General features: G+C 69.5%; 20 protein-coding genes and 1 tRNA gene. 10 read left to right on the plus strand and 11 right to left on the minus strand.

All coding sequences use genetic code 11. From position 1 onward, the window contains the following. Positions 1-32 precede the first annotated feature (32 nt). Positions 33-1520 (minus strand): MocR-like transcription factor YczR, encoded by a 1488-nt coding sequence (yczR, locus tag ACZYZE_RS02875; RefSeq protein WP_463906114.1) that lies wholly within the window; start codon positions 1518-1520, stop codon positions 33-35. Positions 1521-1581: 61 nt separating this feature from the next. Between yczR and yczE the strand changes: the two genes are divergently transcribed. Beyond that, positions 1582-2220 (plus strand): membrane protein YczE, encoded by a 639-nt coding sequence (yczE, locus tag ACZYZE_RS02880; protein WP_459319468.1) that lies wholly within the window; start codon positions 1582-1584, stop codon positions 2218-2220. A 130-nt stretch (positions 2221-2350) separates the two neighbouring features. Here yczE and ACZYZE_RS02885 read toward each other — a convergent pair whose 3' ends face one another. From ACZYZE_RS02885 to ACZYZE_RS02910, 6 genes are all read right to left on the minus strand, one after another. Continuing rightward, entirely contained in the window at positions 2351-3226 is an 876-nt protein-coding gene (locus ACZYZE_RS02885; protein ID WP_463906117.1) for a DNA-formamidopyrimidine glycosylase family protein, read from the minus strand. Next, positions 3219-8261, minus strand: coding sequence for a DNA glycosylase AlkZ-like family protein (locus ACZYZE_RS02890; RefSeq protein WP_463906119.1), 5043 nt, complete (start codon positions 8259-8261; stop codon positions 3219-3221). Before ACZYZE_RS02890 ends, ACZYZE_RS02885 begins: the two co-directional genes overlap by 8 nt. A 54-nt stretch (positions 8262-8315) precedes the next feature. Next, a complete protein-coding gene (locus tag ACZYZE_RS02895; RefSeq protein ID WP_463906122.1) occupies positions 8316-8933 on the minus strand; it encodes a DUF4232 domain-containing protein in 618 nt (205 codons plus the stop codon). 116 nt (positions 8934-9049) lie between these two features. Next, a complete protein-coding gene (locus tag ACZYZE_RS02900; protein WP_463906124.1) occupies positions 9050-9841 on the minus strand; it encodes a YcnI family copper-binding membrane protein in 792 nt (263 codons plus the stop codon). 86 nt (positions 9842-9927) lie between these two features. After that, complete coding sequence (locus tag ACZYZE_RS02905; protein WP_459319473.1) at positions 9928-10545, minus strand: hypothetical protein; 618 nt, start codon at positions 10543-10545, stop codon at positions 9928-9930. 72 nt (positions 10546-10617) lie between these two features. Beyond that, positions 10618-11175, minus strand: coding sequence for a MurR/RpiR family transcriptional regulator (locus tag ACZYZE_RS02910; protein ID WP_463906126.1), 558 nt, complete (start codon positions 11173-11175; stop codon positions 10618-10620). Positions 11176-11197: 22 nt separating this feature from the next. Between ACZYZE_RS02910 and ACZYZE_RS02915 the strand changes: the two genes are divergently transcribed. Then, entirely contained in the window at positions 11198-11323 is a 126-nt protein-coding gene (locus ACZYZE_RS02915; RefSeq protein ID WP_459319475.1) for a hypothetical protein, read from the plus strand. A 476-nt stretch (positions 11324-11799) separates the two neighbouring features. Here ACZYZE_RS02915 and ppsA read toward each other — a convergent pair whose 3' ends face one another. Further along, positions 11800-14199 carry a phosphoenolpyruvate synthase gene (ppsA, locus tag ACZYZE_RS02920; protein WP_463906129.1) on the minus strand — a complete coding sequence of 800 codons (2400 nt, stop codon included), beginning with the start codon at positions 14197-14199 and terminating at the stop codon, positions 11800-11802. 151 nt (positions 14200-14350) lie between these two features. Continuing rightward, positions 14351-15169, minus strand: coding sequence for a pyruvate, water dikinase regulatory protein (locus tag ACZYZE_RS02925; RefSeq protein WP_459319477.1), 819 nt, complete (start codon positions 15167-15169; stop codon positions 14351-14353). 94 nt (positions 15170-15263) lie between these two features. Between ACZYZE_RS02925 and ACZYZE_RS02930 the strand changes: the two genes are divergently transcribed. The 3 genes from ACZYZE_RS02930 (at position 15264) to ACZYZE_RS02940 (ending at position 16935) form a co-directional block, all read left to right on the plus strand. Beyond that, a complete protein-coding gene (locus tag ACZYZE_RS02930) occupies positions 15264-15602 on the plus strand; it encodes a hypothetical protein (RefSeq protein ID WP_459319478.1) in 339 nt (112 codons plus the stop codon). A 101-nt stretch (positions 15603-15703) separates the two neighbouring features. After that, positions 15704-16282 (plus strand): hypothetical protein, encoded by a 579-nt coding sequence (locus ACZYZE_RS02935; protein ID WP_463906131.1) that lies wholly within the window; start codon positions 15704-15706, stop codon positions 16280-16282. 182 nt (positions 16283-16464) lie between these two features. Then, positions 16465-16935: an HIRAN domain-containing protein gene (locus tag ACZYZE_RS02940; RefSeq protein ID WP_463906133.1), complete on the plus strand. Its 471-nt coding sequence runs from the start codon at positions 16465-16467 to the stop codon at positions 16933-16935. A gap of 496 nt (positions 16936-17431) precedes the next feature. Here ACZYZE_RS02940 and ACZYZE_RS02945 read toward each other — a convergent pair. Beyond that, positions 17432-17516, minus strand: a tRNA-Ser gene (locus ACZYZE_RS02945). A gap of 128 nt (positions 17517-17644) precedes the next feature. Between ACZYZE_RS02945 and ACZYZE_RS02950 the strand changes: the two genes are divergently transcribed. Genes ACZYZE_RS02950 through ACZYZE_RS02965 form a run of 4 tightly spaced genes read left to right on the plus strand, consistent with a single transcriptional unit; the run spans position 17645 to position 21508 of the window. Continuing rightward, positions 17645-18703, plus strand: a complete 1059-nt coding sequence (locus ACZYZE_RS02950) for a zinc-dependent alcohol dehydrogenase (protein WP_463906135.1) — start codon at positions 17645-17647, stop codon at positions 18701-18703. 4 nt (positions 18704-18707) lie between these two features. Further along, positions 18708-19106 (plus strand): 6-pyruvoyl trahydropterin synthase family protein, encoded by a 399-nt coding sequence (locus ACZYZE_RS02955; protein ID WP_463906136.1) that lies wholly within the window; start codon positions 18708-18710, stop codon positions 19104-19106. A 7-nt stretch (positions 19107-19113) separates the two neighbouring features. Then, positions 19114-20250 carry a glycosyltransferase gene (locus ACZYZE_RS02960; protein ID WP_463906138.1) on the plus strand — a complete coding sequence of 379 codons (1137 nt, stop codon included), beginning with the start codon at positions 19114-19116 and terminating at the stop codon, positions 20248-20250. Between the two features lie 4 nt (positions 20251-20254). Beyond that, a complete protein-coding gene (locus ACZYZE_RS02965) occupies positions 20255-21508 on the plus strand; it encodes a DNA glycosylase AlkZ-like family protein (RefSeq protein WP_463906141.1) in 1254 nt (417 codons plus the stop codon). 50 nt (positions 21509-21558) lie between these two features. Here the strand turns inward: ACZYZE_RS02965 and ACZYZE_RS02970 are convergent, their stop codons facing one another. Next, the gene (locus ACZYZE_RS02970; protein ID WP_459319486.1) at positions 21559-22062 is read right to left on the minus strand and encodes a nucleoside deaminase; all 504 of its coding nucleotides are present in this window, start codon (positions 22060-22062) and stop codon (positions 21559-21561) included. Positions 22063-22123: 61 nt separating this feature from the next. Here ACZYZE_RS02970 and ACZYZE_RS02975 point away from each other — a divergent pair, with 61 nt between their 5' ends. Beyond that, positions 22124-23008, plus strand: a complete 885-nt coding sequence (locus tag ACZYZE_RS02975) for a phosphatase PAP2 family protein (protein WP_459319487.1) — start codon at positions 22124-22126, stop codon at positions 23006-23008. Position 23009 lies beyond the last annotated feature (1 nt).

The following is a 23009-nucleotide window of genomic DNA, read 5'->3' on the forward strand; positions in this document are numbered from 1 at the left end:
CGGCTCCAACCTAACCCCAAAGCCAACCCGGCTCAGGCGATGGCCGCGGCCGGCGCGGCCGTGAGGTTCCGCCGCAGCTGGGGCGACGCTGCCAACCTGTCCTGCGCCGAGCGCAACGCCTTGACGGCCGACTCCAGTTGCTCAGGCGGCAGGGTGAACGGCACCCGGAGGTAGCGCTCGAAGGCGCCGCCCACCCCGAAGCGGGGTCCGGCGGCGAGCCTGATGCCGAAGTCTGGTGCGACCACGGCCAGTGCGGTGCTGATCGGCGCCGGCAGCCGGCACCAGACGGACAGGCCGCCGTCGGGCCGTTCGCTCTGCCAGGTCGGCAACTGCCCGGTGATGAGTTCCAGCAGCGCATCCCGGTTGTCGCGGAGCGAGGCGAGCCGCGCCGGGAGCGGTTCCGACAGCGCATTGACCAGATGGGCGGCGGCGAGCTGTTCCACCACCGGGCCGCCGAGATCCATGGTGGTCCGGGCCGCGGCGAAGCGCTGGATGAGCGGCTCGCCGGCCCGGATCCAGCCGGTCCGCAGCCCGGCCCAGTGCGACTTGCTGAGCGAACCGATGGAGACGACCGCGGGGCTGAACGCGGCCAGCGGCGTGGAAACCGCGCCGTCGAGGTTCAGCTCCCGCAGCGTCTCGTCCACCACGAGCACAGTGCCGGCCGCGGCGGCAGCCCGGACCAGCCTGCGCCGCTGCGCATCGGGCATCAGTCGGCCGGTCGGGTTGTGGAAGTCCGGCACCACATAGGCCATCGACGGCCGCTGCTGCATCAGTGCGGTCTCGAGCGCCTCCAGATCCCAGCCCGATCGGCCGTCAGGGCTGGCCGCCGGCATGGCCACCGGAACCGGGCGGCAGCCCGCGGCGCGGATGGCGTCGAGGGCATTCGGGTAGCTGGGATGCTCCACGAGGACCTTGTCCGAGCGGCCGGCGAGGGTGCGCAGGATGATGTTCAGGGCGTGCTGGGCACCCGAGGTCACCAGGATCTGGTGCGCGGTGGTGGGCGCCCCGGCCGCCGAATACCTCGCCGCGATGGCTTCCCGGAGCGCACCCACGCCGAGGGCATCATAGCCGAAGCCCGGCAGCAGGGCCGGCAGCTCAGTGAGGGCGGAGGCGAAGGCCCGGTGCACCACCTCGCCGCTGGCGGGCAGGGAGGCATAGGCAAGATCGAGGATCCCGGCCGGAGCAGCCAGCCCGGGGGCGCCGCTGAGGTTCAGGGCGCCGCCCGTCCGGCCACCACCCGATGCCTGATTCGGGATGCAGGTCCTGCCCCGGCTGCCCTGGCCGGTACTGAGGAACCCCTGCTCGCGTAGCTGTGCATAGGCGGCGGTCACCGTGGTGCGGCTGATGCCAAGTGTCGTGGCCAATGACCGTTCGCTGGGCAAGGCAGCATCGAGCGGGACGCGGCCGTCGAGGACCAGCAGACGGACGACGTCGGCCAGCTCGCGGTAGGCGGGGGCGGCGCCGAGGTTCCAGTCACCCAGCAAACGGGCGAGGGAACTCGGGTTCAGTGAACCGGACATAGAGCCAGTATTTCAAACTGGCTATGGATTGCAAGGCCAGTTGTCCGGGATGATGGGTTCCATGATGACCCGCAGGCTCCTTCAGCTACTTATTGGCCTCGCCATGTACGGTGTATCCCTCGCGATGTTTGTCCGCGCAGGGCTCGGCCTGGACCCCTGGGACGTCTTCCATCAGGGGCTCGCGGTCAAGTCCGGGCTGAGCATCGGCACGGTGGTGGTCATCGTCAGTTTCCTCGTGCTGCTCCTCTGGATTCCGCTCCGGCAGTGGCCCGGCATCGGGACGCTCTGCAACGCCGTGCTCGTGGGGGTGTTCGCCGACGTCGGGCTGGCGCTGATTCCGGAGTTCTCGCACCTCGGCGGGCAGATCGGGATGCTCGCTGGGGCCATCGCGCTCAACGGCATCGCCTCGGCCTGCTACATCGGCGCCCGCCTTGGACCCGGCGCCCGGGACGGCCTGATGACGGGCCTTGCCCGGCGCACCGGCTGGTCCGTGCGAACCTCCCGGACCGGCATCGAAATCGTGGTCCTCGCCGCCGGCTGGCTGCTTGGCGGCTCCGTCGGCGTCGGCACCGTGCTCTACGCGCTGGCGATCGGACCGCTCGTACAGTTGCTGCTCCCGCGGTTCACGGTTCCGGTGCCGACGTCGGCCGTGCGGGCCAAGCATGGCGGGGCAACCCTTCCGGCGGTCGCCGCGCCCTGAGCCGGACGCCGCCGCAGTCCGCCCCTGCACGTTGACGACGCGGGAAATCCCTCGCGACTCGCAGATCCCGGCTCGACACTGGAATTCGGGCGACCTCAGGTAATTCGTGCGTCGCAGGGCCGTTGCCGCGTCATGGGAGTAGATGACCCGTGCCCGGCAACGGCTGGCACGTGGGGCAGAAGTAGATGTCGCGCTCCTCGGTGCCGGACGCTGTGCCGAGGACACCGCGGCGCACCGGGGTCCCGCACTTCAGGCAGGGCCGGTGTTCCCGCCGGTAGACCCAGTAGCCGGGCAGCCCCGACGTCCTCCCCACCGGCCTGCCCCGGGGATTCAACACTGTGGTCCGGCGGCCAGGGCCCAGATTGGCTTCCAGCAGCGCCCTGGCCCCGGTGACGAGGCCGGCCAGATCGGGCACAGCGGTGACGGGGAGGGCCGGGTGGACGGCGGAGAGGAAACACGCCTCGCAGCGGTAGATATTGCCGATCCCTGCGAGGTTCCGCTGGTCCAGCAGTGCGACGCCGATAGGAATCTCCGGTGCGGCGCGGATCCGCCGCTCCGCCTCGGCCAGTACCCAGTCCGGGCCCAGGAGGTCCGGACCGAGGTGTCCCACGATCGAGTCCTCCTCGGAGGTGCGGACCACTTCGAGGATGCCCAGCGAAAATCCGACGGCGTCCACCGCGGCGGTGCGCAGCACACACCGGGCGGTGAAGCCGGGCTTCCGCCAGCGGCCACCCGGCGGGTAGACCTGCCAGGTTCCCTCCATCAACAGGTGCGAATGAATGGTCAGCCGGTCCGGTTCCGCAGGGCGGTTGTCACCGTGCTGCACCGGCCCCTGCAGCCGCATGAGCAGATGTTTTCCGCGGGGGACCACCTCGGTCACGGTCCAGCCGCCGAGCTTGAGCGTGGCGAAACGCGGCACACGGAAGTCGGAGGAGATCAGCTGCTGGCCGGCCAGCGCCGCATGAAGCTCCGCGGCCGCGCGGAAGACCGAGTCCCCCTCAGGCACGGATCCTCAATCCCTTCGGGGTGGAATACGCGCCGGCGTGGGCCAGCGCGGCGGCGACGGGCGTGTCCAGGATGCCGTGTCCGTTGACTTTCTCCATTATCAGCTTGTCCACCGCCCCCCGGGTGACCACTCCCACGAGGGCGGCGCCGGCTGCGGCCAGGATCCCGGTGTCGTCGCTGAAGGCCAGCAGGGTCTTGCCGCCGCGTTCCACATAGAGGATGAGGGCGCCGTCGACCAGCACCACCAGGGCACCGGCCTTCCGGCCCGGCCGGTGGCCCGTGCCGGCATCTGCGTTCAGGGCGGGCCACGGCAGGGCCGCGCCGTAGGGGTTGGCTGGGTCCGTCGCGGCCAGGGCCAGTGCCGTGGGCTCTGGTTTGTGGAGCTGGGTGTCCTCCGCGAACGACCGAAGCCGGTCCACCGTGGCCGGCACGGCAAACTGGGCCGCGCCGAGGTGCTCGATGAAGTATCCGCGCCGGCACCGGCCGGCTTCCTCCAGCCGGGCCAGCACCTTGTACATCAGGCCGAAGCCGCCGAGGATGTTTTCGGCCATAACGGAGCCGCGGGTGACTATTCCGTAGCGGTCGAGCAGGAGTTCCGCGGTGGCCCGGGCATGGATGGTGGCATCCAGCTCCGGGGCGGGCAGCGCGGACCAGCGGCCGGCGGCCAGCGGGGGCGTGGGCGCGGTGCCAGTGAGGGAACCATAGCGCCCGCCGGTCAGTCCGGGCGATCCCATGAGGCCCGTGCCGTGGGCGCGTCCCAGCCGGCTCATCCGCGGCGCCCGGGCCCGCGGCGCGCGGCCAACCTGCCGGTGCGCCGTGTGGCCGCCGGCTATCAGCGCGCGGACCGGGGCGAAGGTATCGCCGGTGATGCGGCCGGCCCATGCGAGGTCCCACAGCGCGGAAACCACATCCTGATCGCTCAGCACGGTGTCCATGCCGCCGGCGATGTCCGTCAGCTGGCGGAAGAAGTAGCCGCCGCCGTTGTTGCGCAGATGGTCCAGCAGCCGCTGCTGCGCGTCGCCGGGCGCGAAGTCCACGGACGGATTGAGGGTCAGCTCGGCCGAATCGGCCAGATGCAGGCTCACCCAACCGTCATTGCCCGGCAACGATCCCGCGCCGGACCAGAGGACCTCGCCGGCGGCCATCAGCTCATCCAGCATGGCGGGCTGGTAGCCGGCGACCCGGCCGGCAAGGATCAGGGGTTCCCAGGCCGACGCCGGAATGGGTACGCCGGAGAGCTGGTCGACGGCGGTGATGATGCCGTCCAGTCCGCGCAGCACGGACTGGCTGCGGGTGCCGGGGATTCTGACGTTCTGCCAGGCCGGCAGGAAGCGACCGTACGCGGCGGGGTCCACCGGCTCCACCTCGGCGCGTAGCGCGGCGAGGGAGCGGCGGCGAAGCTTGCGCAGGACCTCGGCGTCGCACCATTCACTGACTCCGGCCAGTGACGGGGCGGTGGGTGGGGCTTGTGGCGCCTCGGCTCCGACGGCGTTGTGGACCGCATCCGGGCCGGCTTCCGAGACGTTGGTCGTTTCCGGCGCTGTGGCGTGCGGCCGGAACTCGCCTTCCACGACGCGTCCGTCCGCGGCGAGCCGCTTCAGGGCCGTGCCCACGACGGCGACGCCGAGTCCCAGCCGGGTGGCGGCCTCGGCGGAGGTGAAGGGCCCGTGCGTGCGGGCATAGCGCGAGACGAGGTCGCCCAGCGGGTCCGCGACGGGCTCGATGAAGGCCAGCGGGACGCCCATCGGCAGCGGGACGCCGAGGGCATCGCGCAGCCGGGCGGAGTCCTCCACGGCCGCGTAGCGTTCGACACCGCCGATGTTCACCTTGATGGCGCGGTTGGCCCGCTGGAGCGCCACGAGGTGCTCGGCGGCGGCCGTCGCCGCGGCGGCGGATTCGACGGGCTCAATCACCGGGGACGGCTCCACCACCGGTTCGAGCCGGGCGGCGACTTCCTCCGGGGTCAGCGGACCGAGGAGGCGGAGCAGATCCGCGACCCCTTCCAGCCCGCGCACCAACCGGTCCGGGGCCAGCCGCTGCAGCTCCTTTTCGGTGGCGTCGATGACCGCGGCGTCGAGCAGCTCACGCAATTCCACCCGGCCCAGGAGCTCGTTGAGCAGGGTCGAATCCAGCGCCAGGGCGGCGGCCCGGCGCTCGGCCAGCGGGGAATCGCCCTCGTAGAGGAACTGCGCCACATAGCCGAAGAGCAGGGACTTGGCGAAGGGGGAGGGCTGCTGGGTGGTGGTCTGCACCATCCGCAGTTCGCGCCGTTCGATGGACGCGGCGATGTCCTTCAGGGCCGGCAGATCATAGACATCCTGCAGGCATTCCCGGACCGTCTCGAGCACGATCGGGAAGGTGGGGTACTTCCGCGCGACATCCAGCAACTGGGCGGAACGCTGCCGCTGCTGCCACAGGGGCTGCCGTTTGCCCGGGTTCTGCCGCGGCAGCAGCAGGGCGCGGGCGGCGCACTCGCGGAAGCGGGAGGCGAACAGGGCGCTGCCTCCCACCTCGGCCGTCACGATCTGTTCGAGTTCCTCGGGGTCGAACAGGAACAGCTCGGCTCCGGGCGGCTCGTCCTCCATCATGGGCACGCGCAGCACAATGCCGTCGTCGGCGGCCATGGCGGAGCCGTCCATACCGAAGCGCTGCTGCAGCCGCTGCCCGACGGCGAGGGCCCAGGGCGCATGCACGGGCATGCCGAAGGGGCTGTGCAGCACCACCCGCCAGTCGCCGAGCTCGTCGTGGAAGCGCTCCACCACGAGGGTGGTGTCGCTGGGGACCACCTCGGTGGCCAGCTTCTGCTCGGCGAGGTACTGGATCAGGTTGTTGGCGGCGAAATCGTCCAGCCCGCTGGCCTTGCAGCGGTCCATTGCGGGTCCGGCGTCGGATGCGGAGAGTTCGCGCACGAATGCGCCGAGGGCTCGGCCCAGGTCCACCGGGCGGCCGAGGGAGTCTCCCTTCCAGAAGGGGAGCTTCCCGGGCTGGCCGAAGGCCGGCGAGACGAGGACCCGGTCATGGGTGATGTCCTCGATCTTCCAGCTGGTGGCGCCGAGGGCGAAGATATCGCCCACGCGGGATTCGTAGACCATTTCCTCGTCGAGTTCGCCGACCCGCCGGCCGCCCTTGGCCGCGGCCGCCGCCGGACTGGCGGCCCTGCCGTCACCGCCGGCGGAACCGGCACCGCGGGAACCCGAACCCTCCAGTTCGGTGCCGATGATGTAGACGCCGAACAGGCCGCGGTCAGGGATGGTCCCGCCGGAGGTGACGGCGAGCCGCTGCGCGCCGGGGCGGCCCTCGATGGTGCCTGCATTCCGGTCCCAGATGATCCGGGGCCGCAGTTCCGCGAACTCGTCGGAGGGGTAGCGGCCCGCCAGCAGGTCCAGCGTGGCCTCGAACGCGGAGCGGGGGAGCGAGGCGAAGGGTGCGGAGCGGCGGACCATGGCGAACCATTCCTCCACATCGATGGCGCCCAGCGCGGTGGCCGCGACGGTCTGCTGGGCCAGGATGTCCAGCGGATTGGCGGGGACAGCGAGCCGCTCGATCTTGCCGGCGAGCATCCGTTCCACCGTGATGGCCGTGTGCACGAGGTCCGCGCGGTGCTTGGGGAAGAGCACACCCTGGGAGATCTCGCCGACCTGATGCCCGGCACGGCCCACCCGCTGCAGCCCGCTGGCCACCGAGGGCGGGGACTCGACCTGGACCACGAGGTCCACGGCACCCATGTCGATGCCGAGTTCCAGCGAGGACGTGGCGACGACGCAGCGCAGCCGGCCGGATTTCAGGTCGTCCTCGATCAGGGCGCGCTGGTCCTTGGAGACCGAGCCGTGGTGCGCCCGGGCCAGCACCGGGTCCGCGCCGGCAGTACTGCCGGCCTGCGCCATCATGTGCGCCGGCGTCGCGGTGGACGCCGGGGCGCCAGCGTTCCCGGACGGCGCCCCGGACGGCGCCTCCGACTGCGCCGATTCGAAGTCCGGCGCCCCGGCGCCAAACCCGCCCCACCCTCCGCCGGCGGCCATCAGCTGCCGCTCGGCGTAGATCTCATTGAGCCGGGCGGTCAGCCGCTCGGCGAGGCGGCGGGAATTCGCGAACACGATGGTGGACTGGTTGGAGAGCACCAGGTCCACGATTTTTTCCTCCACATGGGGCCAGATCGATGCCTGCGGCTGAAGCCCCGACGCCGGGCCGGAATCGAATGCCCCGGCCGCCCCGGGCAGGTCGGACATGTCCTCCACCGGGACAGAGACCGTCAGGTCCCAGTTCTTCTTTGACGGCGGCGCCACGATTTCCACCGGTGCCGCGCCGGCCAGGAACTGGGCCACGAGCTCCTTCGGCTCGACGGTGGCCGAGAGCCCGATCCGCTGGGCAGGCTTGGGCAGCAGCGCGTCGAGGCGTTCAAGCGATACGGCCAGGTGCGCGCCGCGTTTGGTGCCGGCGACGGCGTGGACCTCGTCGACGATGATGGTGTCCACCTCGCCCAGCGTCTCCCGGGCCTTGGAGGTCAGCATCAGGAAGAGCGATTCGGGCGTGGTGATGAGGATGTCCGGCGGGTGGCTGAGCAGCGAGCGGCGCTCCGACGCCGGGGTGTCCCCGGAGCGGACGCCGACCGTGATGAGCGGCGCGGGCAGGCCGAGGCGTTTGGCGGTCTGGGTGATGCCGATCAGCGGCGCGCGGAGGTTCCGTTCGACGTCGACCCCGAGGGCCTTGAGCGGGGAGATGTAGAGGACGCGGGTCTTCCGCCGGGGTGCCTTCCGCCGGGTGCCTTGTCCGGCGTCGAGACCGGCCAGCGCCTCGGGAGCGGCGGGGGCGGTGACGAGCAGCCGGTCCAGCGCCCAGAGGAAGGCCGCGAGCGTCTTGCCTGATCCCGTTGGGGCGACCACGAGGGCGTGTGAGCCGGAGGAGATGGCGTTCCAGGCGCCGTTCTGGGCCGGGGTGGGCGCGGAAAAGGAACCCAGGAACCAATCCCGGGTCGGCCGGCTGAACCGGTCAATGGCGTCGGCCGCGAGCGTGCCGCGGGCGGGCTCCTGCCCCTTCATTCCTCCATCATGCCTTACGGCACTGACAGTATTTAGCGGAGCCTGAGGTCCGTGCTACTTGGCCTTGAAGGCACTGATGGTCAGCAGATTGGTGGCGGCGTTGCTGCACGCATCGTGGGGCTCGGCGAGGAAGAGGGATGCGGTGTCCTCCGGCGGGTAGATCCGGAAGCCTGCCGCCTGGGCGGGCGTGCAATCCGTGTAGTTCCGGGCCTGGGTGTACCGCAGCGTGGCAGTTCCGGCCTGGCCCGGCGCCAGCAGCACATCGGCCACCGGCGTGGCCTCGTCGCGGGACGCTGCGGCACCGATCGGGGCGCCATTGGCATCGGCGGTGAGGGACACACCGGCGAAGCCCTTCAGCAGGCACGGCTCGGCACCGGAGTTGGTCAGGATCAGCTGCATGTAGACGCTGCCGGCCGCGCCGCCGCCGGTCGAATCGGTGCTGGCGGTGAGGCCGGCGGCCTTGCAGAGCGTGGGGCCGGGCTGGGTCGTCGCCTGCGCCGCGGGGGTCGAAGCGGCGGGACCCTGTGCCGCGCCCGAGGCCGCGGGCTGGCTCGCTGAACTGGCCGGCGGGGACGCCGGCGTGCCCGACGTCTGGGACTGGGGTGTGCCGCCCCCGCAGCCGCTGAGCAGGAGCGCTGTCGCGGCAGCCGCCGTCGTGAGTACCAATTTCATTCGCTGAGCCGTCATGGCACCACTTTTGCGCCCGTCGTTGCCTTAGTCAACGACGCCACGACGGCGGCGCCCGATTGATGCCCGGATTGTGATTTCCGGGCATCAACCGAGGTCAGCTACTCCTTGGCAGAGGAGTCCGCGCGGACCGGTACGGCTTTGCCGCTCCGGCCCCGCAGCAATGCCACACCGCCAAGGGCCAGGCCGCCGATGCCGGCGACGAGTCCGGCCCAGCTGCGGGCCTGGGCGCCGGTGTCGCTCACCGCAGCGGCCTGGACGGTACCGGAAGCGGCACCGGCCGTGGTGTCGGATGCGGGGGCCGCAAGGGCGCTGTGCCCGTCGGCGGCGGCTCCGGCAGCCTCGGTGACCGCGACGGACGGGGCCGGCGCCTTCAGCGAGTGCGGGTCATGGCCCTCCTGCGGAATCTGCGACCAGTCGGTCTGGCCCTGCTCGCAGTTCTGCAGGGTCGGGAAGTAGAGCGTCTGCCCGGCCATGTCAGGCAGTTTTACGGACAGCACGACGGCGTCGCGGAGGGCAGGTTCCAGCGGTGCTTTTGCGGTGTAGATGATCTGGCTGGTGCGCTTGCTGATGGAGGTCCCGTCCGCCAGCTTCTTGGGCTCGGGCAGCTGCTCTGTGACCTTCTGGACCGTCCAGTTAGGGTTCACCGTGGGCTGGGCATCGTTGAGTTCGACGGGAAGCGTGATGGTCATCTTGGTGGTGCCGGAGGCGTCGCAGCCGTGCGGAATGCCGAAGGTGAGCAGGGCGTAAGAATTCGCGGTGGTTTTGTCCGGGGTGACCCCGACGTGGGCCGAGGCGCCGCTGATGCCGGCGAGCATAAGGGCGGCGGTTCCGCCGGCCACGGCCGTCGCGGCGAGGGTGCGGCGGAGAACGGACTTGGTGGGTTTGCGCATGGAAGCGGGCCTTTCAGGCGTGCGCGCGGCGCTGCGGCCGGGCGCACAGAAATGGGATGGCCGGTGAATGGGCCGGGGGAAGGAGGTCAGGAGAAGACGACGGCGGCGGGCGGGCCGCGGCGGCAGTCGCGCCGGAGGTTCCGCCAGGGGAGCGGGGCAGTATCCCCGGGCCAGCAGGCCTCGGCCGGCGCCGTGACGGCGTCGGGCGTCACGGGCGCGGGGAGCCGCAGCAGCGGGCGGAGCCACGCGGCGAGCGCCCACAGGGCGGCCTCGCCTCTGGCGAGGAGCAGGGCGCAGGCGAGCGTTGCCAGCGCGTGGCCGGCAAGCATCAGCAGGGAAAGCGTGGAGTCCGGTTCATGGAGCGGAAACTGGATCTGGTCTGCGCTGACCGGCGCCAGGGTTGCGTCGGCGTGGTGCGCGGACCCCCTGGCGGCGGCCGGCACCGGACCGCTGCAGAGGGTGAAAGCCTCATGCAGCATAAGCTGCCCGGCGCCGAGCAGGGCCGCCATGGCGGGGAAGTTGAGCTTCAGCCGGGTGGCGGCGGTGGAGGCGAGGCCGGTCAGGGCCAGGAATGCCAGCAGGATGGCCGGGACGGGCAGTTCCCCGCCGGCCAGGACGTGGGCGCCGGCGGCGAGGGAAACGACCGTCAGTGCCACCATGGCTGAGCGCAGGGCGTGGAGCGGCGCTCTTGCGGCTGTACGCACGGAACACTCCCTCACCAGCGGCGGCTTACGGTTGGGCCCGCCGGCGCGGCCGCCGGCGGGCTTTCCCCGATTCTACCGGCGGATCTCTGCAGTGCCGCGAAAAGTTACGGGGCCGCCGTAGGACTGCTGGGCGACGCCGACAAACAGGCAGTCGATGACCATCATTTGAGCCATGCGGCTGCCGAGGGCCCCGGAACGGAACGGGCTCTCGCGTGCGGCCGTGGTCAGCACGACGTCGGCGATCCGGGCCAGCGGCGAGTCGGCGTGGTTGGTGATGGCGACGGTCCGGGCGCCCGCCTCGGTGGCGATGCGCAGGGCCTCGACCGTGTCCAGGGTCGAACCGGAATGGGAGAGGGCCACTGACACGCTCCGGGCGTTGAGCAGGGCCGCCGACGTCCAGGCCGAATGGGCGTCGGACCAGCTGTGCGCCGTCAGCCCGATCTGGTGGAGCTTCTGCTGCAGATCCTGCCCCACCCATGCGCTGGCACCAACGCCGAAGATGTCGATCCGCGTCGCGCTGGACAGCGCGGCGACGGCGTCCGCGAGCCTGGCCGCGTCGCGGAACTCGCGGCCAGCACCCGGCTGGACAATGCCCGGTTCTTCGACACGGCAGCGGACGTCCCTACCCACGCCATCACCCAGGGCCTGGGCCGTGGCGCGCGCCGTCGAAGGGCCCGTCACGGAAGACTTCCCGGCGTCGCTCATCCAGCGCCACCCGCACATCACCCTCGTCCTGGACAGGGCCGCCGCCAGCCGGCTGCAGCGCGCCCGGGTCTAGCGGCGCGGGTCCGGGGTCAGTCCGTCTCAGGTCCCGAGCAGAAGTGGCAGTCCTCCGGACACGGCCGGCCGGATGGGAGGTCCTCAGTGCGGTCGCCGGTGCGTACGTCGGTCCAAGTACCTGGGGCGCCGTTGGCCCGGTCTTGCTGCAAAGTCACGATGTGTCCTGAACGTCATTGATGCGGAACGCTGATGGGACTTAGCTAACCGTGTGCGGGAGCCGCAGCTCAATGGACAACCTCACGGCGGGACAGGTGTCTGCTTGTGCAGGCGTCCAGCGGGCGTCCGCTGACCAGGGGCAGCAGCCTTCAGCGCCGGCCTCGGCGGGAGGCTGCGCAACCAGTTCGGCCTGGGGCAGCTGTCGTACTAGTTAAGGCCCGGGCAGCGGTCTTAGGCAAGGGAACGATGGCCAGGGAGTGCCGGGCAAAACGGAACACCCCGGTCCGAAGACCGGGGTGCCCAGTTAGCTGCGTGTTCTTAGCTGGCCGCGGCGCCGGCGGCGGCACCCGCGCCGGCGAGGCGCAGCCACGTGTCCACCACAGTGTCGGGGTTCAGCGAGACGGAATCGATGCCCTCACCGACCAGCCACTCGGCGAAGTCCGCATGGTCGCTCGGTCCCTGGCCGCAGATCCCCACGTACTTGCCGCGGGCCTTGCAGGCCTTGATGGCCATGCTCAGGAGCTTCTTGACGGCCGGGTCACGTTCGTCGAAGCTGCCGGCGACGATCGCGGAGTCCCGGTCCAGGCCCAGGGTCAGCTGGGTCATGTCGTTGGAGCCGATGGAGAACCCGTCGAAGTAGTCCAGGAACTCGTCGGCCAGCAGCGCGTTGGACGGCAGCTCGCACATCATGATGACCTCGAGGCCGTTTTCGCCGCGGCGCAGGCCGTTCTCCGCGAGCAGGTCGATGACGCCGCTGGCCTCGTCGAGCGTGCGCACGAACGGGATCATCAGCTTGACGTTGGTCAGGCCCATCTCGTTGCGGACGAAGGACAGGGCCTCGCACTCCAGATCGAAGCAGTCCCGGAAGGACGGCTCGAGGTACCGGGAGGCGCCGCGGAAACCGATCATCGGGTTCTCTTCGTGCGGCTCGTAGGCCGGTCCGCCGATCAGGTTGGCGTACTCGTTGGACTTGAAGTCGGACATTCGAACAATGACCGGCTCGGGCGCGAACGCCGCCGCGATGGTGGCCACGCCTTCGGCCAGGCGCTTGATGTAGTAGTCGCGCGGGCTAGCGTAGGCGGCGATCCGCTCCCGGATTTGGGCGGCCACGTCCGCCGGCTGCTCGTCCAGGTTCAGCAGCGCCTTGGGGTGGATGCCGATCTGGCGGTTGATGATGAACTCCAGCCGGGCAAGGCCCACGCCGTGGTTGGGCAGCTGCGCGAACGTGAACGCCTGCTCCGGGGTGCCGACGTTCATCATGACCTTGACCGGGGCCTCGGGCAGCTGAGTGATCTCGGTTTCCTCGACGCTGAAGTCCAGGAGCCCCTCGTAGATGAAGCCGGTCTCGCCGTCGGCGCAGGACACGGTGACTTCGACACCGTCGGAGAGGACGTCCGTGACGTCTCCGGTGCCGACGACGGCGGGGATCCCCAGTTCGCGGGCGATGATGGCCGCGTGGCAGGTGCGGCCGCCGCGGTTGGTCACGATTGCGGAGGCACGCTTCATGATCGGTTCCCAGTCCGGGTCGGTCATGTCTGCGACCAGGACGTCGCCGGTTTTGAAGGCGGCCATCTGATCGATGGAGGTGAGGATCCGGACGCGGCCGGCGCCGATCCGCTGCCCGATGGCGCGGCCCTCGGAAAGGACCCGGCCGGTCCCGTGCAGGCGGAAGCGGGTCCGCTGGCCTGCGGGCCTGCGGGACTGCACGGTCTCGGGGCGCGCCTGCAGGATGTAAAGGCCGCCGTCGATCCCGTCCTTGCCCCATTCGATGTCCATCGGGCGCCCGTAGTGGGTCTCGATGGCGACCGCGTGGCGGGCGAGCTGCTCGACGTCGTCGTCCGTGAGGCTGAAGCGGTTCCGCAGGGAAGCCTCAACCGGAACAAAGTCAATGGTGTGGCCGATTTCGCGGTTGCTCGTGTACGTCATCTGGAGCGCCTTCTCGCCCAGTCCGCGCTTGAGGATGGCGGGGCGGCCTGCCTGCAGTGCGGGCTTGTAGACGTAGAACTCGTCCGGGTTGACGGCACCCTGGACCACTGCCTCGCCCAGGCCGTAGGAGGAGGTGACGAAGACAGCGTCATTGAAGCCGGATTCGGTGTCCATGGTGAACATCACGCCGGAGGCGCCGACGTCGGAACGCACCATGCGCTGGATTCCGGCAGAGAGCGCCACCTCGGCGTGCTCGAATTTGTGGTGCACGCGGTAGGCGATGGCGCGGTCGTTGTAGAGGGACGCGAAGACATCCCTGATGGCCACCAGGATGTTCTCGATGCCGCGGACGTTCAGGAAGGTTTCCTGCTGTCCGGCGAAGGAGGCATCCGGGAGGTCTTCCGCCGTGGCGCTGGAGCGGACGGCCCAGGAGAGGTCCTCGGAGCCGCCGTGCTTGTCCACCAGCTGCTGGTAGGCGGCGCGGACCTGCGTCTCGAAATCAGGCAGGAAGGCGGTCTCGCGCATCAGCGTCCGGATCTCCTGGCCTGCGGCGGCCAGGGCCGTCACATCGTCGGTATCCAGGCCGACCAGCCTGTCGGCGATCTTCTGGTCCAGGCCCGAGTCGGCCAGGAAACTGCGGTAGGCGTCCGCCGTCGTGGCGAAGCCGTCCGGTACCTGGACGCCGGCAGACGTCAGGTTCTGCACCATTTCGCCGAGGGAGGCGTTTTTGCCGCCCACCCGGTCCAGATCCTTGAGACCGAGTTCTGAGAACCACAGGATGTCTGTCGTCATGGTTGCTGCTCCTTTGCAGATGGTGGCATGAGGTATCGCCGCCCCGCGTGGGGCGATCGCCGGTTGATGGGCGCAAGTCCTGTCCACAGTGACAGGTCTGCGCCGGTGTTTCCACATGATGTGGTCCACGCAACACTTGTGAACCGTTTTCCTAGTGCTTGAGATTCATCTGCTGGAGGATGGTGGCGGCCATTTCCTCCACCGACACGCTGGCCGAATTCAGGTAGGGAATCCCATGGGACACGTAGAGCCGCTCGGCGCTGCGCAGCTCAAAACCGCACTGCCGCAGCGACGCGTAGGGCGAGCCGCGGCGGCGCTCGGTGCGGACCTGGCTCAGGCGCAGGGGATTGGTGGTGAGGCCGAAGCATTTCGAAATGAACGGCCGGAGCGGCCGGGGGAGCCCCTCCTTTTCGAAGTCCTCGTCCACCAGCGGGAAGTTCGCCGCGAAGATGCCGTGTTGCAGCGCCAGATACATCGTGGTGGGCGTCTTTCCGCAGCGGGACGGGGCCACCAGGATGACCTGCGCCTTTTCGAGGGCGCGCAGGCTCTGGCCGTCGTCGTGCTCCATGGCATATTCGACGGCGGCCATCCGGGACTGGTAGCGTGCCGCGTTGCCCAGCCCGTGCGCCCGTCCCGGTTCCCCGCTCGCCGGGGTGCCAAGGGCACTTTCCAGCACGCCGACGTGCGTCCCGATCAGGTCCACCACGATTCCGTTGCACTTGGCCAGGGTCTGGCGGATGTCGCTGCCCACCGCGGTGGAGAAGACGATGGGGCGCAGTCCTGTGGCGGCCAGTCCGTCGATGACGCTGACCACCGCCCGCGCCTGGTCAACCGTGGTGATAAAGGGGACGGTGATGCGGTCAAAATCGTTCTCGGGAAACTGCGTCAGCAACGTGTTGCCGAGGGTTTCCGCGGTGATGCCCGTACTGTCCGAGAGGAAGTAGACCGGGCGGGGAGCGTCATTGGTCATAGACGCATTCTCCACCTGCGGGAACCTATCCGCCCTCCGGGGCACGGACATAGACTGCACGCGTACAACGCCGCCAACGCCACAGGAGATGGACATGAGCTATTCGGGGACCGGTAATGAGAAGGCCGTCACTGCAAGCGATCTTGACCGGACACATGTCGGACTGACCGTGAGTTTCGAGCCGGACGAGTTCACGCTGATCTTTGGCCGGATCGGCGCGATCGCGCGGAAGGAGGGCGGAGTGACTATCGCCCTCGACGGCGTGGCCGGTTCGGGCGGCGTGCCGGCCTCCTACAGCCTTCCGCCGACCCAGCAGGTTTATGTGCAGCCGGACAAGCTCGCGAACACCGAGACTGCCATCAAGGATCTGTTCGGCAAGGTGCAGGAGAACCTGCGGACCCACAAGGGCGATCAGCGGCCGGGTGGTATGTAAGGCCCAGGGGTGGGATGTGTGCGGCGCGCCCGGCGGATGCGCGCGGCGCCGCCGTGGCGTGATGCGTGAGCGCGGCGGTGCACAATGAGTCCATGGCCCTCATGAGCAATCTCACGGTCGACTCTCTGACGAGAGCGATGCGCGCCCACCTGTACCCCGCCGCTGCGGTCGCTGCCGAACGCGCCCGTGAGCTCTGGGATGGCGAGCTCGACGGCGAGGCCCCGAGCACGGACGACGACGTCCAGGCGTTCATCGACGCCCTTGTCACCGGATTCGACGAGAGCGTGAACGAGACGATCGACGCGGAGGCGGTGCTCGTCCGTGTGCGCGCGCTCCTCTGCGAGTTCATGACCCCGGCGGATGCCGACGCCGCGATCGGGTCCTTCCGGGAACGCCCCGAGTCCCACACCGACGAGGTGCAACGGGTGCGGCGGGAATGGAACGCGAAGAACGCCGGGCGGGCACGAACCATCCGGGTGGTCTGGCGTGCCTACTGGGCCGGGGCCGTCCTGCTCACAGCCGTCGCCGTCGGACTGGCGATCGCCTCGGGGAACAGCGAAAACATGATCGTGGCCGCGATTCTTCCGCCGGGCGTCCTCGCCATCGTCGCCGGCCTCATGGCCGCCACCATTAGTTCCATCCGCGGTGAGCCGTCCTCCCCGGACCCCGTGTACGGGTAAACCCCATGTCGGTCTGAGAACTGTAACTTCCGAGCTCGAAGATTTTCTCCATAATCCACAGTGCCTCATCCAACCTGTCGCCGATACGCGCGTGGCTTGCTTCCGTGGCTGCGGCCGGCCATGGGACCCAGCGCCCACTGGATGGACAGCCTCAGGAGCCTCAAGCGCGGCCCGAACCAGCGGTGACACCTCCGCACGAGCCGTATCGACAGTCGGACGCGACGAGCAAGTTCTATGAGGCGGAGAAGCGGCCGGCGCAGGCGGCAGGACAGACAGTCAAGGGTTACCGCGCCGGATACATCCCGGCAGAGGAAGCCAAGTCACTACTGGTCGCCGGACCCGATGGGCTTCCCCCGTTGAAATTGGTCCCATCGAACAATGGCCTCGACTTCACCCTTCCCGATGGGAAGCTGCTGGACTACAACACTTTGGCGTTGCGCCACTTCAACATTTTTGCCTTTCGCGTCGTCGGCATGGGCTTCTACGAGGACCAGGACAGGCCGTTCAAGTTCCGGAACGGGCAGCGGGTGTCCGTCGCCCGCGAGTCGAACAACAGTCATGACCCCAACGCAGTCGCGATCACCGTTGGCCGTCCAGAACGAAAGATCGGCTACGTAAACAAGCAGCGCGCCAAATGGGTTGCTGAATTATAGGACGGCGGGCAGGAACTCGAGGGCCTGGTCATCCAGACGAAATCATCCCCGCGAGTGTTGCAGACAACGCCCGAGATGCTGGCACACCTCCGCCGCTGAGAATGCACAACCCCTGCCAGCCGGAGGACCGGCCGTCACCGGTTGCATTTGGCTCTGGAAGAATCGCCGCCCTCATGCCAAGGACTCATCTTCAGTGAAGCTTTCGGGAGTTCCAAGAATCACTCCGCACGAACTTAGGCACACGGCGGCGAGCTTCGCCGTTTCGTCAGGGCAACGTCAGAAGTCGTTCAAAAAAGGCTCGGTCACGCGTCGGTAGCGATGACGTTGGACGTTACGCGTATCTATTCGACGGTGACCTGGACCCGGTTTCGGAGGCCGTCGATCATGCCGTCTCATAATCAAGGGTGCCCAGAGTGTGCCCAGACCCTTGATCTCAGATAAACAAAAAGGCCCTACTTCCCTTTGTTTGCAAGGGGAGTAGGGCCTTTCTCATTCGCGGTGACGGTGGGATTTGAACCCACGTTGGCTTTCACCAAACAACATTTCGAGTGTTGCACCTTCGGCCGCTCGGACACGTCACCAACCTGTATAGGGTACCGGAGCAAAGCGCTCATCCACAAAACGGCGCCGTCTCCTGCCGTGCGCGGCGGCACGCCCGGACGCGCGGCTCTTCCCCGCGCCGAAGCCACGGACTAGATTCGTCAGCAAGATGAGCAACTCTCAACAGCAGACCCAGCACCACACCACAGCCACCGCATATTGGACCGTCGGACCCGAAAAGGGTGAGCTCCGGCGTGAGGACCTGCCCGCGCCCGGCGCCGGCGAAGCCCTCGTACGGACCCTGTTCTCGGGCATCAGCAAGGGCACCGAACTCGTGGTGCACAACGCCCGCGTCCCTGACTGCGTCGCCGAGGAAATGGCCGCCCCCAACCAGGAAGGTTCCTTTCCGTCCCCGGTGAAGTTCGGCTACCTGTCCGTAGGGATCGTCGAGGAAGGCCCCGCGGACTGGCGCGGCACGACGGTCTTTTGCCTGTACCCGCACCAGGACCGCTACGTGGTCCCGGTCGAATCACTCACCGTGGTTCCCGACGGCGTTCCGGCCCGCCGCGCCGTGCTCACCGGAACGGTCGAGACCGCCGTCAACGGGCTCTGGGAAGCCGGCCCCCGGCTGGGGGACCGCGTCGCCGTGATCGGCGCCGGCCTCGTCGGCGGCATGGTGGCCAAACTGCTCAGCACCTTCCCGCTCGGACGGCTGCAGCTGATCGACGTCGACCCGGGAAAACGCGTGCTCGCGGACACCCTCGGCGTCGAATTCAGCCACCCCGACGACGCCCTGCCGGACTGCGACATCGTGATCCACTGCTCCGCCTCGCAGGAAGGCCTGGAACGTAGCCTGCAGCTTGTGGGCGACGAGGGCGACGTCATCGAAATGTCCTGGTACGCCGACCGGAACGTCACGCTGCCGCTGGGGCAGGACTTCCACGCCCGCCGGCTCTCCATCCGCGCCAGCCAGGTGGGCGTGGTGGCCCGGGCCCGCCGCCACCGCCGCACGCACGCGGACCGGCTCCGGCTCGCGGTCTCACTGTTGGCCGATCCCGTCTTCGACGTGTTCCTCACGGGGTCCTCCAGCTTCGAAGGGCTTCCCGACGTGGTCCAGCAGCTCTCCGACGGGACGCTGGACGCACTCTGCCATGTCATTGAATACCCAGTCAGTGAACAGCCCGCCCCTGAAACAGCCACAACAGCCACAACAGAAGCCACGAGGTAAATCCGTGTTCAGCCTGACCGTCCGCCGCAACTTCATGATCGCCCACAGCCTGCCCCGCCCGGCGTTCGGCCCCGCCCAGGGCCTGCACGGAGCCACCTTCGTCACGGAGGTGACCTTCCGCCGTCGGGCCCTGAACGAGGACTCGATTGTGCTGGACATCGGCGACGCCGGTGACGTGCTGGATTCGGTCCTCGAGGGGCTGAACTACAAAAACCTGGACGAGCACCCCGATTTCGCCGGGAAGCTGAGCACCACCGAGGCCCTGGCCCAGTACATCGCCGACGCGGTGGCCGCCCGGATCCGCGGGGGCCAGGACGGGCGCGGGCTCGCCGGGCTGGACGTCACGCTGCGCGAAACCCCCGACGCCTGGGCCGGCTACTCGCTCGACTTCGTCGCCCGCTAGGAACCCGGTGCAGCCGTCCGGCCTCCGCATCCGCCTGGTGGTGCCCGGCAACGTGCGCCACAATTCCGGCGGCAACGTCTACAACGCCGCCCTCGCCCGGGAGCTTTCCGTTCTGGGAGCCGCCGTGGAGACGTGCCCGCTCGACGGCGACTGGCCGGTGGGCAGCGAGGCGGACCGGCGGAGGCTGGGTGCCCTGCTGACGGCCGGAGCCGGTGGCGAGGTCACGGTCGTTGACGGACTGCTCGCGTGCGGGGCGCCGGAGGAACTGGCAGCCGCCGCGGCCGCCGGGCGCCCGGCCTGGATCCTGCTCCACATGCCGCTGGAGGATGCCGGACATGATGAAACCGGGCTGGAACGCCGGGCACTGCGGGCAGCGGCCGGGGTGATCTGCACCAGCGGCGCGGCCGCAGCCGGAATCCGGGCCCGGCACGGGATGGATGGTGTCCGGGTTGCCCTCCCGGGCTCCGGGCCCGCCCCGCTTGCCGCCGGATCCGAGCCGCCACACCTGATCGCCGTGGCCGCCCTGCTGCCGAACAAGGACCAGTCGCTCCTGATCGCCGCCCTGTCAGCGCTGACGGAGCTGCCGTGGACCGCCTCGCTCGTCGGCTCGGATTCCGCCGACCCCGCCTACGCGGCCCGGCTTCGGGACACGGTGCAACGGCTGGGGCTGCAGGACCGGATCCGGATTCCCGGGGAGCTGCGGGGCGAGGCGCTGGAGGCTGAGCGGGCTGCGGCCGACCTCAGCCTGCTGATTTCCCGGGCGGAGACTTACGGGCTGGTGGTCACCGAATCGATCGCACGTGGTGTGCCAGCGGTGGTGCGGACCGGCACCGGTGCCGTCGAAGCGCTCGCGGCCGGGGCCCGGCCGGGGGAGACAACCCTGCCGGGCACCGCCGTCCCCCTCAGCACGGACCCCGCACCGCTGGCCGAAATCCTGCGCCGCTGGCTCACCGAACCGGCGCTCCGCAGCCGCTGGCGCGCGGCCGCCGTCGCCGCGCGGGAGCGCCTGCCCGGCTGGGACACCACCGCACTTACGGTGCTGGCGGCGCTGGCCGGTGCCACGGACACAGGGCGCCCGGCAGCCACGCCGCACGAAAAGACCGCCGCAGACGATTCCCCTGCCGCACAAGCTGTTGGACAATGACCCCATGACGCCCGAGCCCCTCAGCACCCAGCCCCTGGCCGCGAACGCGCCGCCGGCCCGGACTCTCACCCCGGAACGGCTCCGCGCCTGGGCCTGGCACCGGCAGGGCCTCGACGGCTCGCTCGCCGGCTGCACCGCGGAACAGGTGTTTGCCCGGGCCGGCTGGGCACGCTCCGTGGGCGGCGCCAACCCCTACCTCACGCTCTTCGCCCGCGCCGGCATCCGACGCGAACAGGTGGACGCCGACGTCCTCGCGCACCGGATCCTCGAACTCCCCACCGCGCGCGGCTGCACTTACGTCCTGGGCCGGGACGACTTCGCCTGGGCGCTGCAGCTGGGGCGCGACGCCGCCGAGGCGACGGTCAAGGTGGTGGGCCGGCTCGGCGTCGACCGCGGCGAAATCACGCTGCTCGAGGAACAGGTGCTGCACATCCTCGCCGATGCCGACGCGCCGCTGGATCCCCGGCAACTCAAGGACGAGCTGGGCGACTCCGTGCGGAACCTCGGCGAAGAAGGCAAAAAGAAGGGCGCCACCACCACCCTGCCCACCGCCCTCGGCATCCTGCAATCGCAGGGACGGATCCGCCGGGTGCCGGCCACCGGACGCCTCGACCAGCAGCACTACGCCTACGAGCCCTGGGTCCTGCCGGCCAGCCCGCTCGCTGCCGACGAAACCCGAGCCGAGCTGATCCGCCGCTACCTTGGCTGGACCGGCGGAGCCACCGTCAAACAGTCGCAGTGGTTCTCGGCCTTCACCGTGGCCCAAAGCAAGGCGGCGCTGGCCGCCGTCGGCGCCGTTGAGGTGACCACCGCGGGGGGTGGGGGGCTGTGGATGCTGCCCGACGACGTCGAACGCCTCGCAGCGTTCGAGGAACCCGGCGACGAGCAGATCCAGTTGCTTGCCGGGACGGATTCGCTGGTACTGCTGCGCCGCAACGCCGCGGACCTGCTCGCCGATGAGAGCCGGCACACGACGGCCCTGGGTTCGCTCGCCCTGCAGGCGGACCTCCCGGACCATCCCATCCTGGACCGCGGCCGGATCATCGGGCTCTGGCAGTACGAGCCGGGCAAGGAACGGATCGTGCCCTGGCTGTTCCACACCACCACTCCGGCGGTGACCCGGCGGATCGCCCAGGTGGAGGCCTGGATCCGGGAGGACCTGGCCGACTTCCGCGCCTTCAGCCTCGATTCACCGGCCACCCGGCAGCAACGGATCGACGCGCTGGCGGCATCCGCTGCAGCATCCGCGGGACACTAGCGCGCCGGCCAGGCGAATCAGGTGCAGAGGGGAGCGGCGATGTCCACGGTTCAGCTGCCGCGGTGCCCGGCGAAGAAGTCGTGCAGCAGCGCCGCGCATTCCTGTTCCCGGACCCCGGCATACACTTCCACCCAGTGGTTGAGCCGCCGTTCGCGGAGGACGTCGAACACCGAGCCGGCCGCCCCGGCCTTCTCATCCCACGCGCCGAACACCACCCGCGGAATGCGGGCCAGCACCACCGCCCCGGCGCACATGGCACAGGGCTCCAGCGTCACCACCAGGGTGCAGTCCGCCAGCCGCCAGCCGTCACCGGGCTTGCCGTCCGCTGCCCGCCGCTCCTGCAGCCGGGCTGCGGCCTGGCGGATTGCCACCATCTCGGCGTGCGCCGTCGGGTCCCCGAGCGCTTCGCGTTCGTTGCGCCCGGAGCCGAGCACCGCGCCGTCGGGCCCGATCACGACGGCGCCGATCGGCACATCCGCCGTGGCCAGCGCAGCCCGCGCCTCGGCGAGGGCAAGGCCCATCCACTCTGCATGGCGGGGCTCCGGGGAAGTCATTGCTCAATGATAGTTTCGAGGAAAGGGCAGCTGTGAAAAGCAAAGCATTGGGGAGACGGCCGTGAAGACCTTTGCAGAACGTTGGGGCAAATGGGTGGTCCCCTACGCTGCCCTGTGGCTCACCCTGGTGATCGGCGGCATCGTCGTCGTGGCGCTGGCATTGCTGGGCGCCGAAGTGTATGACAACGTGGTGGACGAGGCCGGACTGGCGAACCTGGACGAACCGGCCCTGGCCCTCGCCGAGGACCTGCGCACGCCGGAGTTGAACTCGGCCGTCACAGGTTTCACCAATATTGGCGGAAGCATCGGCATGCCGATCCTGGCGGGCATCCTCACCGCCTGGCTCACCTGGCTGAACCGCACCTGGCGGCCGATCATCCTGGTCTGCGGTGCCGCTGCGGTGTCCATCACGGCCACGACGTTCGGGAAGAACCTGTTCGGCCGGGCCCGCCCGGATTTCGTCCACGCCGTGCCGCCGTACGAAACGTCCCCGTCCTTCCCCAGCGGGCACGCCCTCAACTCCACCGTGGTCATCGGTGTGCTGGTCTATCTGACCTGCCTCCAGCTGAAGAAAACCTCGGCCCGCGCCGCGGTGATCGCCGCCGGTGTGATCTTCATCGTGGCGATGGGCCTGAGCCGGGTTTTCCTGGGGCATCACTGGATGACGGATGTGATCGCCGCGTGGCTTCTCGGACTTGCCTGGCTGGGCATTGTGATCCTGGCCCACCGGCTGTTCCATGCGCTGCGGCACCGCGAGCATGCAGGCCCGGCGCCGACCTTTGACCACCCGGCGCACCTCCGGGACGGACGCCCCGACGGCGCCGGCACCGGCCGCGCGAACGGCGTCGACGGCGGCCCCGCCACCCTTGCTGCCGGGAGCGAAGGCACCACTACGGACGACGTCGGCGCCCGCGGCCCCACGGGCGGGTCAACAGCCGCCGGGTGAT

The sequence above is a fragment of the Pseudarthrobacter woesei genome, from assembly GCF_055412745.1.

Bases quoted from the DNA above. Each gene is read 5' to 3' on its own strand.
- yczR (WP_463906114.1), bottom strand. From the start codon at position 1,520: ATGTCCGGTTCACTGAACCCGAGTTCCCTCGCCCGTTTGCTGGGTGAC.
- yczE (WP_459319468.1), top strand. From the start codon at position 1,582: ATGATGACCCGCAGGCTCCTTCAGCTACTTATTGGCCTCGCCATGTAC.
- ACZYZE_RS02890 (WP_463906119.1), bottom strand. From the start codon at position 8,261: ATGAAGGGGCAGGAGCCCGCCCGCGGCACGCTCGCGGCCGACGCCATT.
- ACZYZE_RS02895 (WP_463906122.1), bottom strand. From the start codon at position 8,933: ATGAAATTGGTACTCACGACGGCGGCTGCCGCGACAGCGCTCCTGCTC.
- ACZYZE_RS02900 (WP_463906124.1), bottom strand. From the start codon at position 9,841: ATGCGCAAACCCACCAAGTCCGTTCTCCGCCGCACCCTCGCCGCGACG.
- ppsA (WP_463906129.1), bottom strand. From the start codon at position 14,199: ATGACGACAGACATCCTGTGGTTCTCAGAACTCGGTCTCAAGGATCTG.
- ACZYZE_RS02925 (WP_459319477.1), bottom strand. From the start codon at position 15,169: ATGACCAATGACGCTCCCCGCCCGGTCTACTTCCTCTCGGACAGTACG.
- ACZYZE_RS02930 (WP_459319478.1), top strand. From the start codon at position 15,264: ATGAGCTATTCGGGGACCGGTAATGAGAAGGCCGTCACTGCAAGCGAT.
- ACZYZE_RS02935 (WP_463906131.1), top strand. From the start codon at position 15,704: ATGAGCAATCTCACGGTCGACTCTCTGACGAGAGCGATGCGCGCCCAC.
- ACZYZE_RS02950 (WP_463906135.1), top strand. From the start codon at position 17,645: ATGAGCAACTCTCAACAGCAGACCCAGCACCACACCACAGCCACCGCA.
- ACZYZE_RS02965 (WP_463906141.1), top strand. From the start codon at position 20,255: ATGACGCCCGAGCCCCTCAGCACCCAGCCCCTGGCCGCGAACGCGCCG.
- ACZYZE_RS02970 (WP_459319486.1), bottom strand. From the start codon at position 22,062: ATGACTTCCCCGGAGCCCCGCCATGCAGAGTGGATGGGCCTTGCCCTC.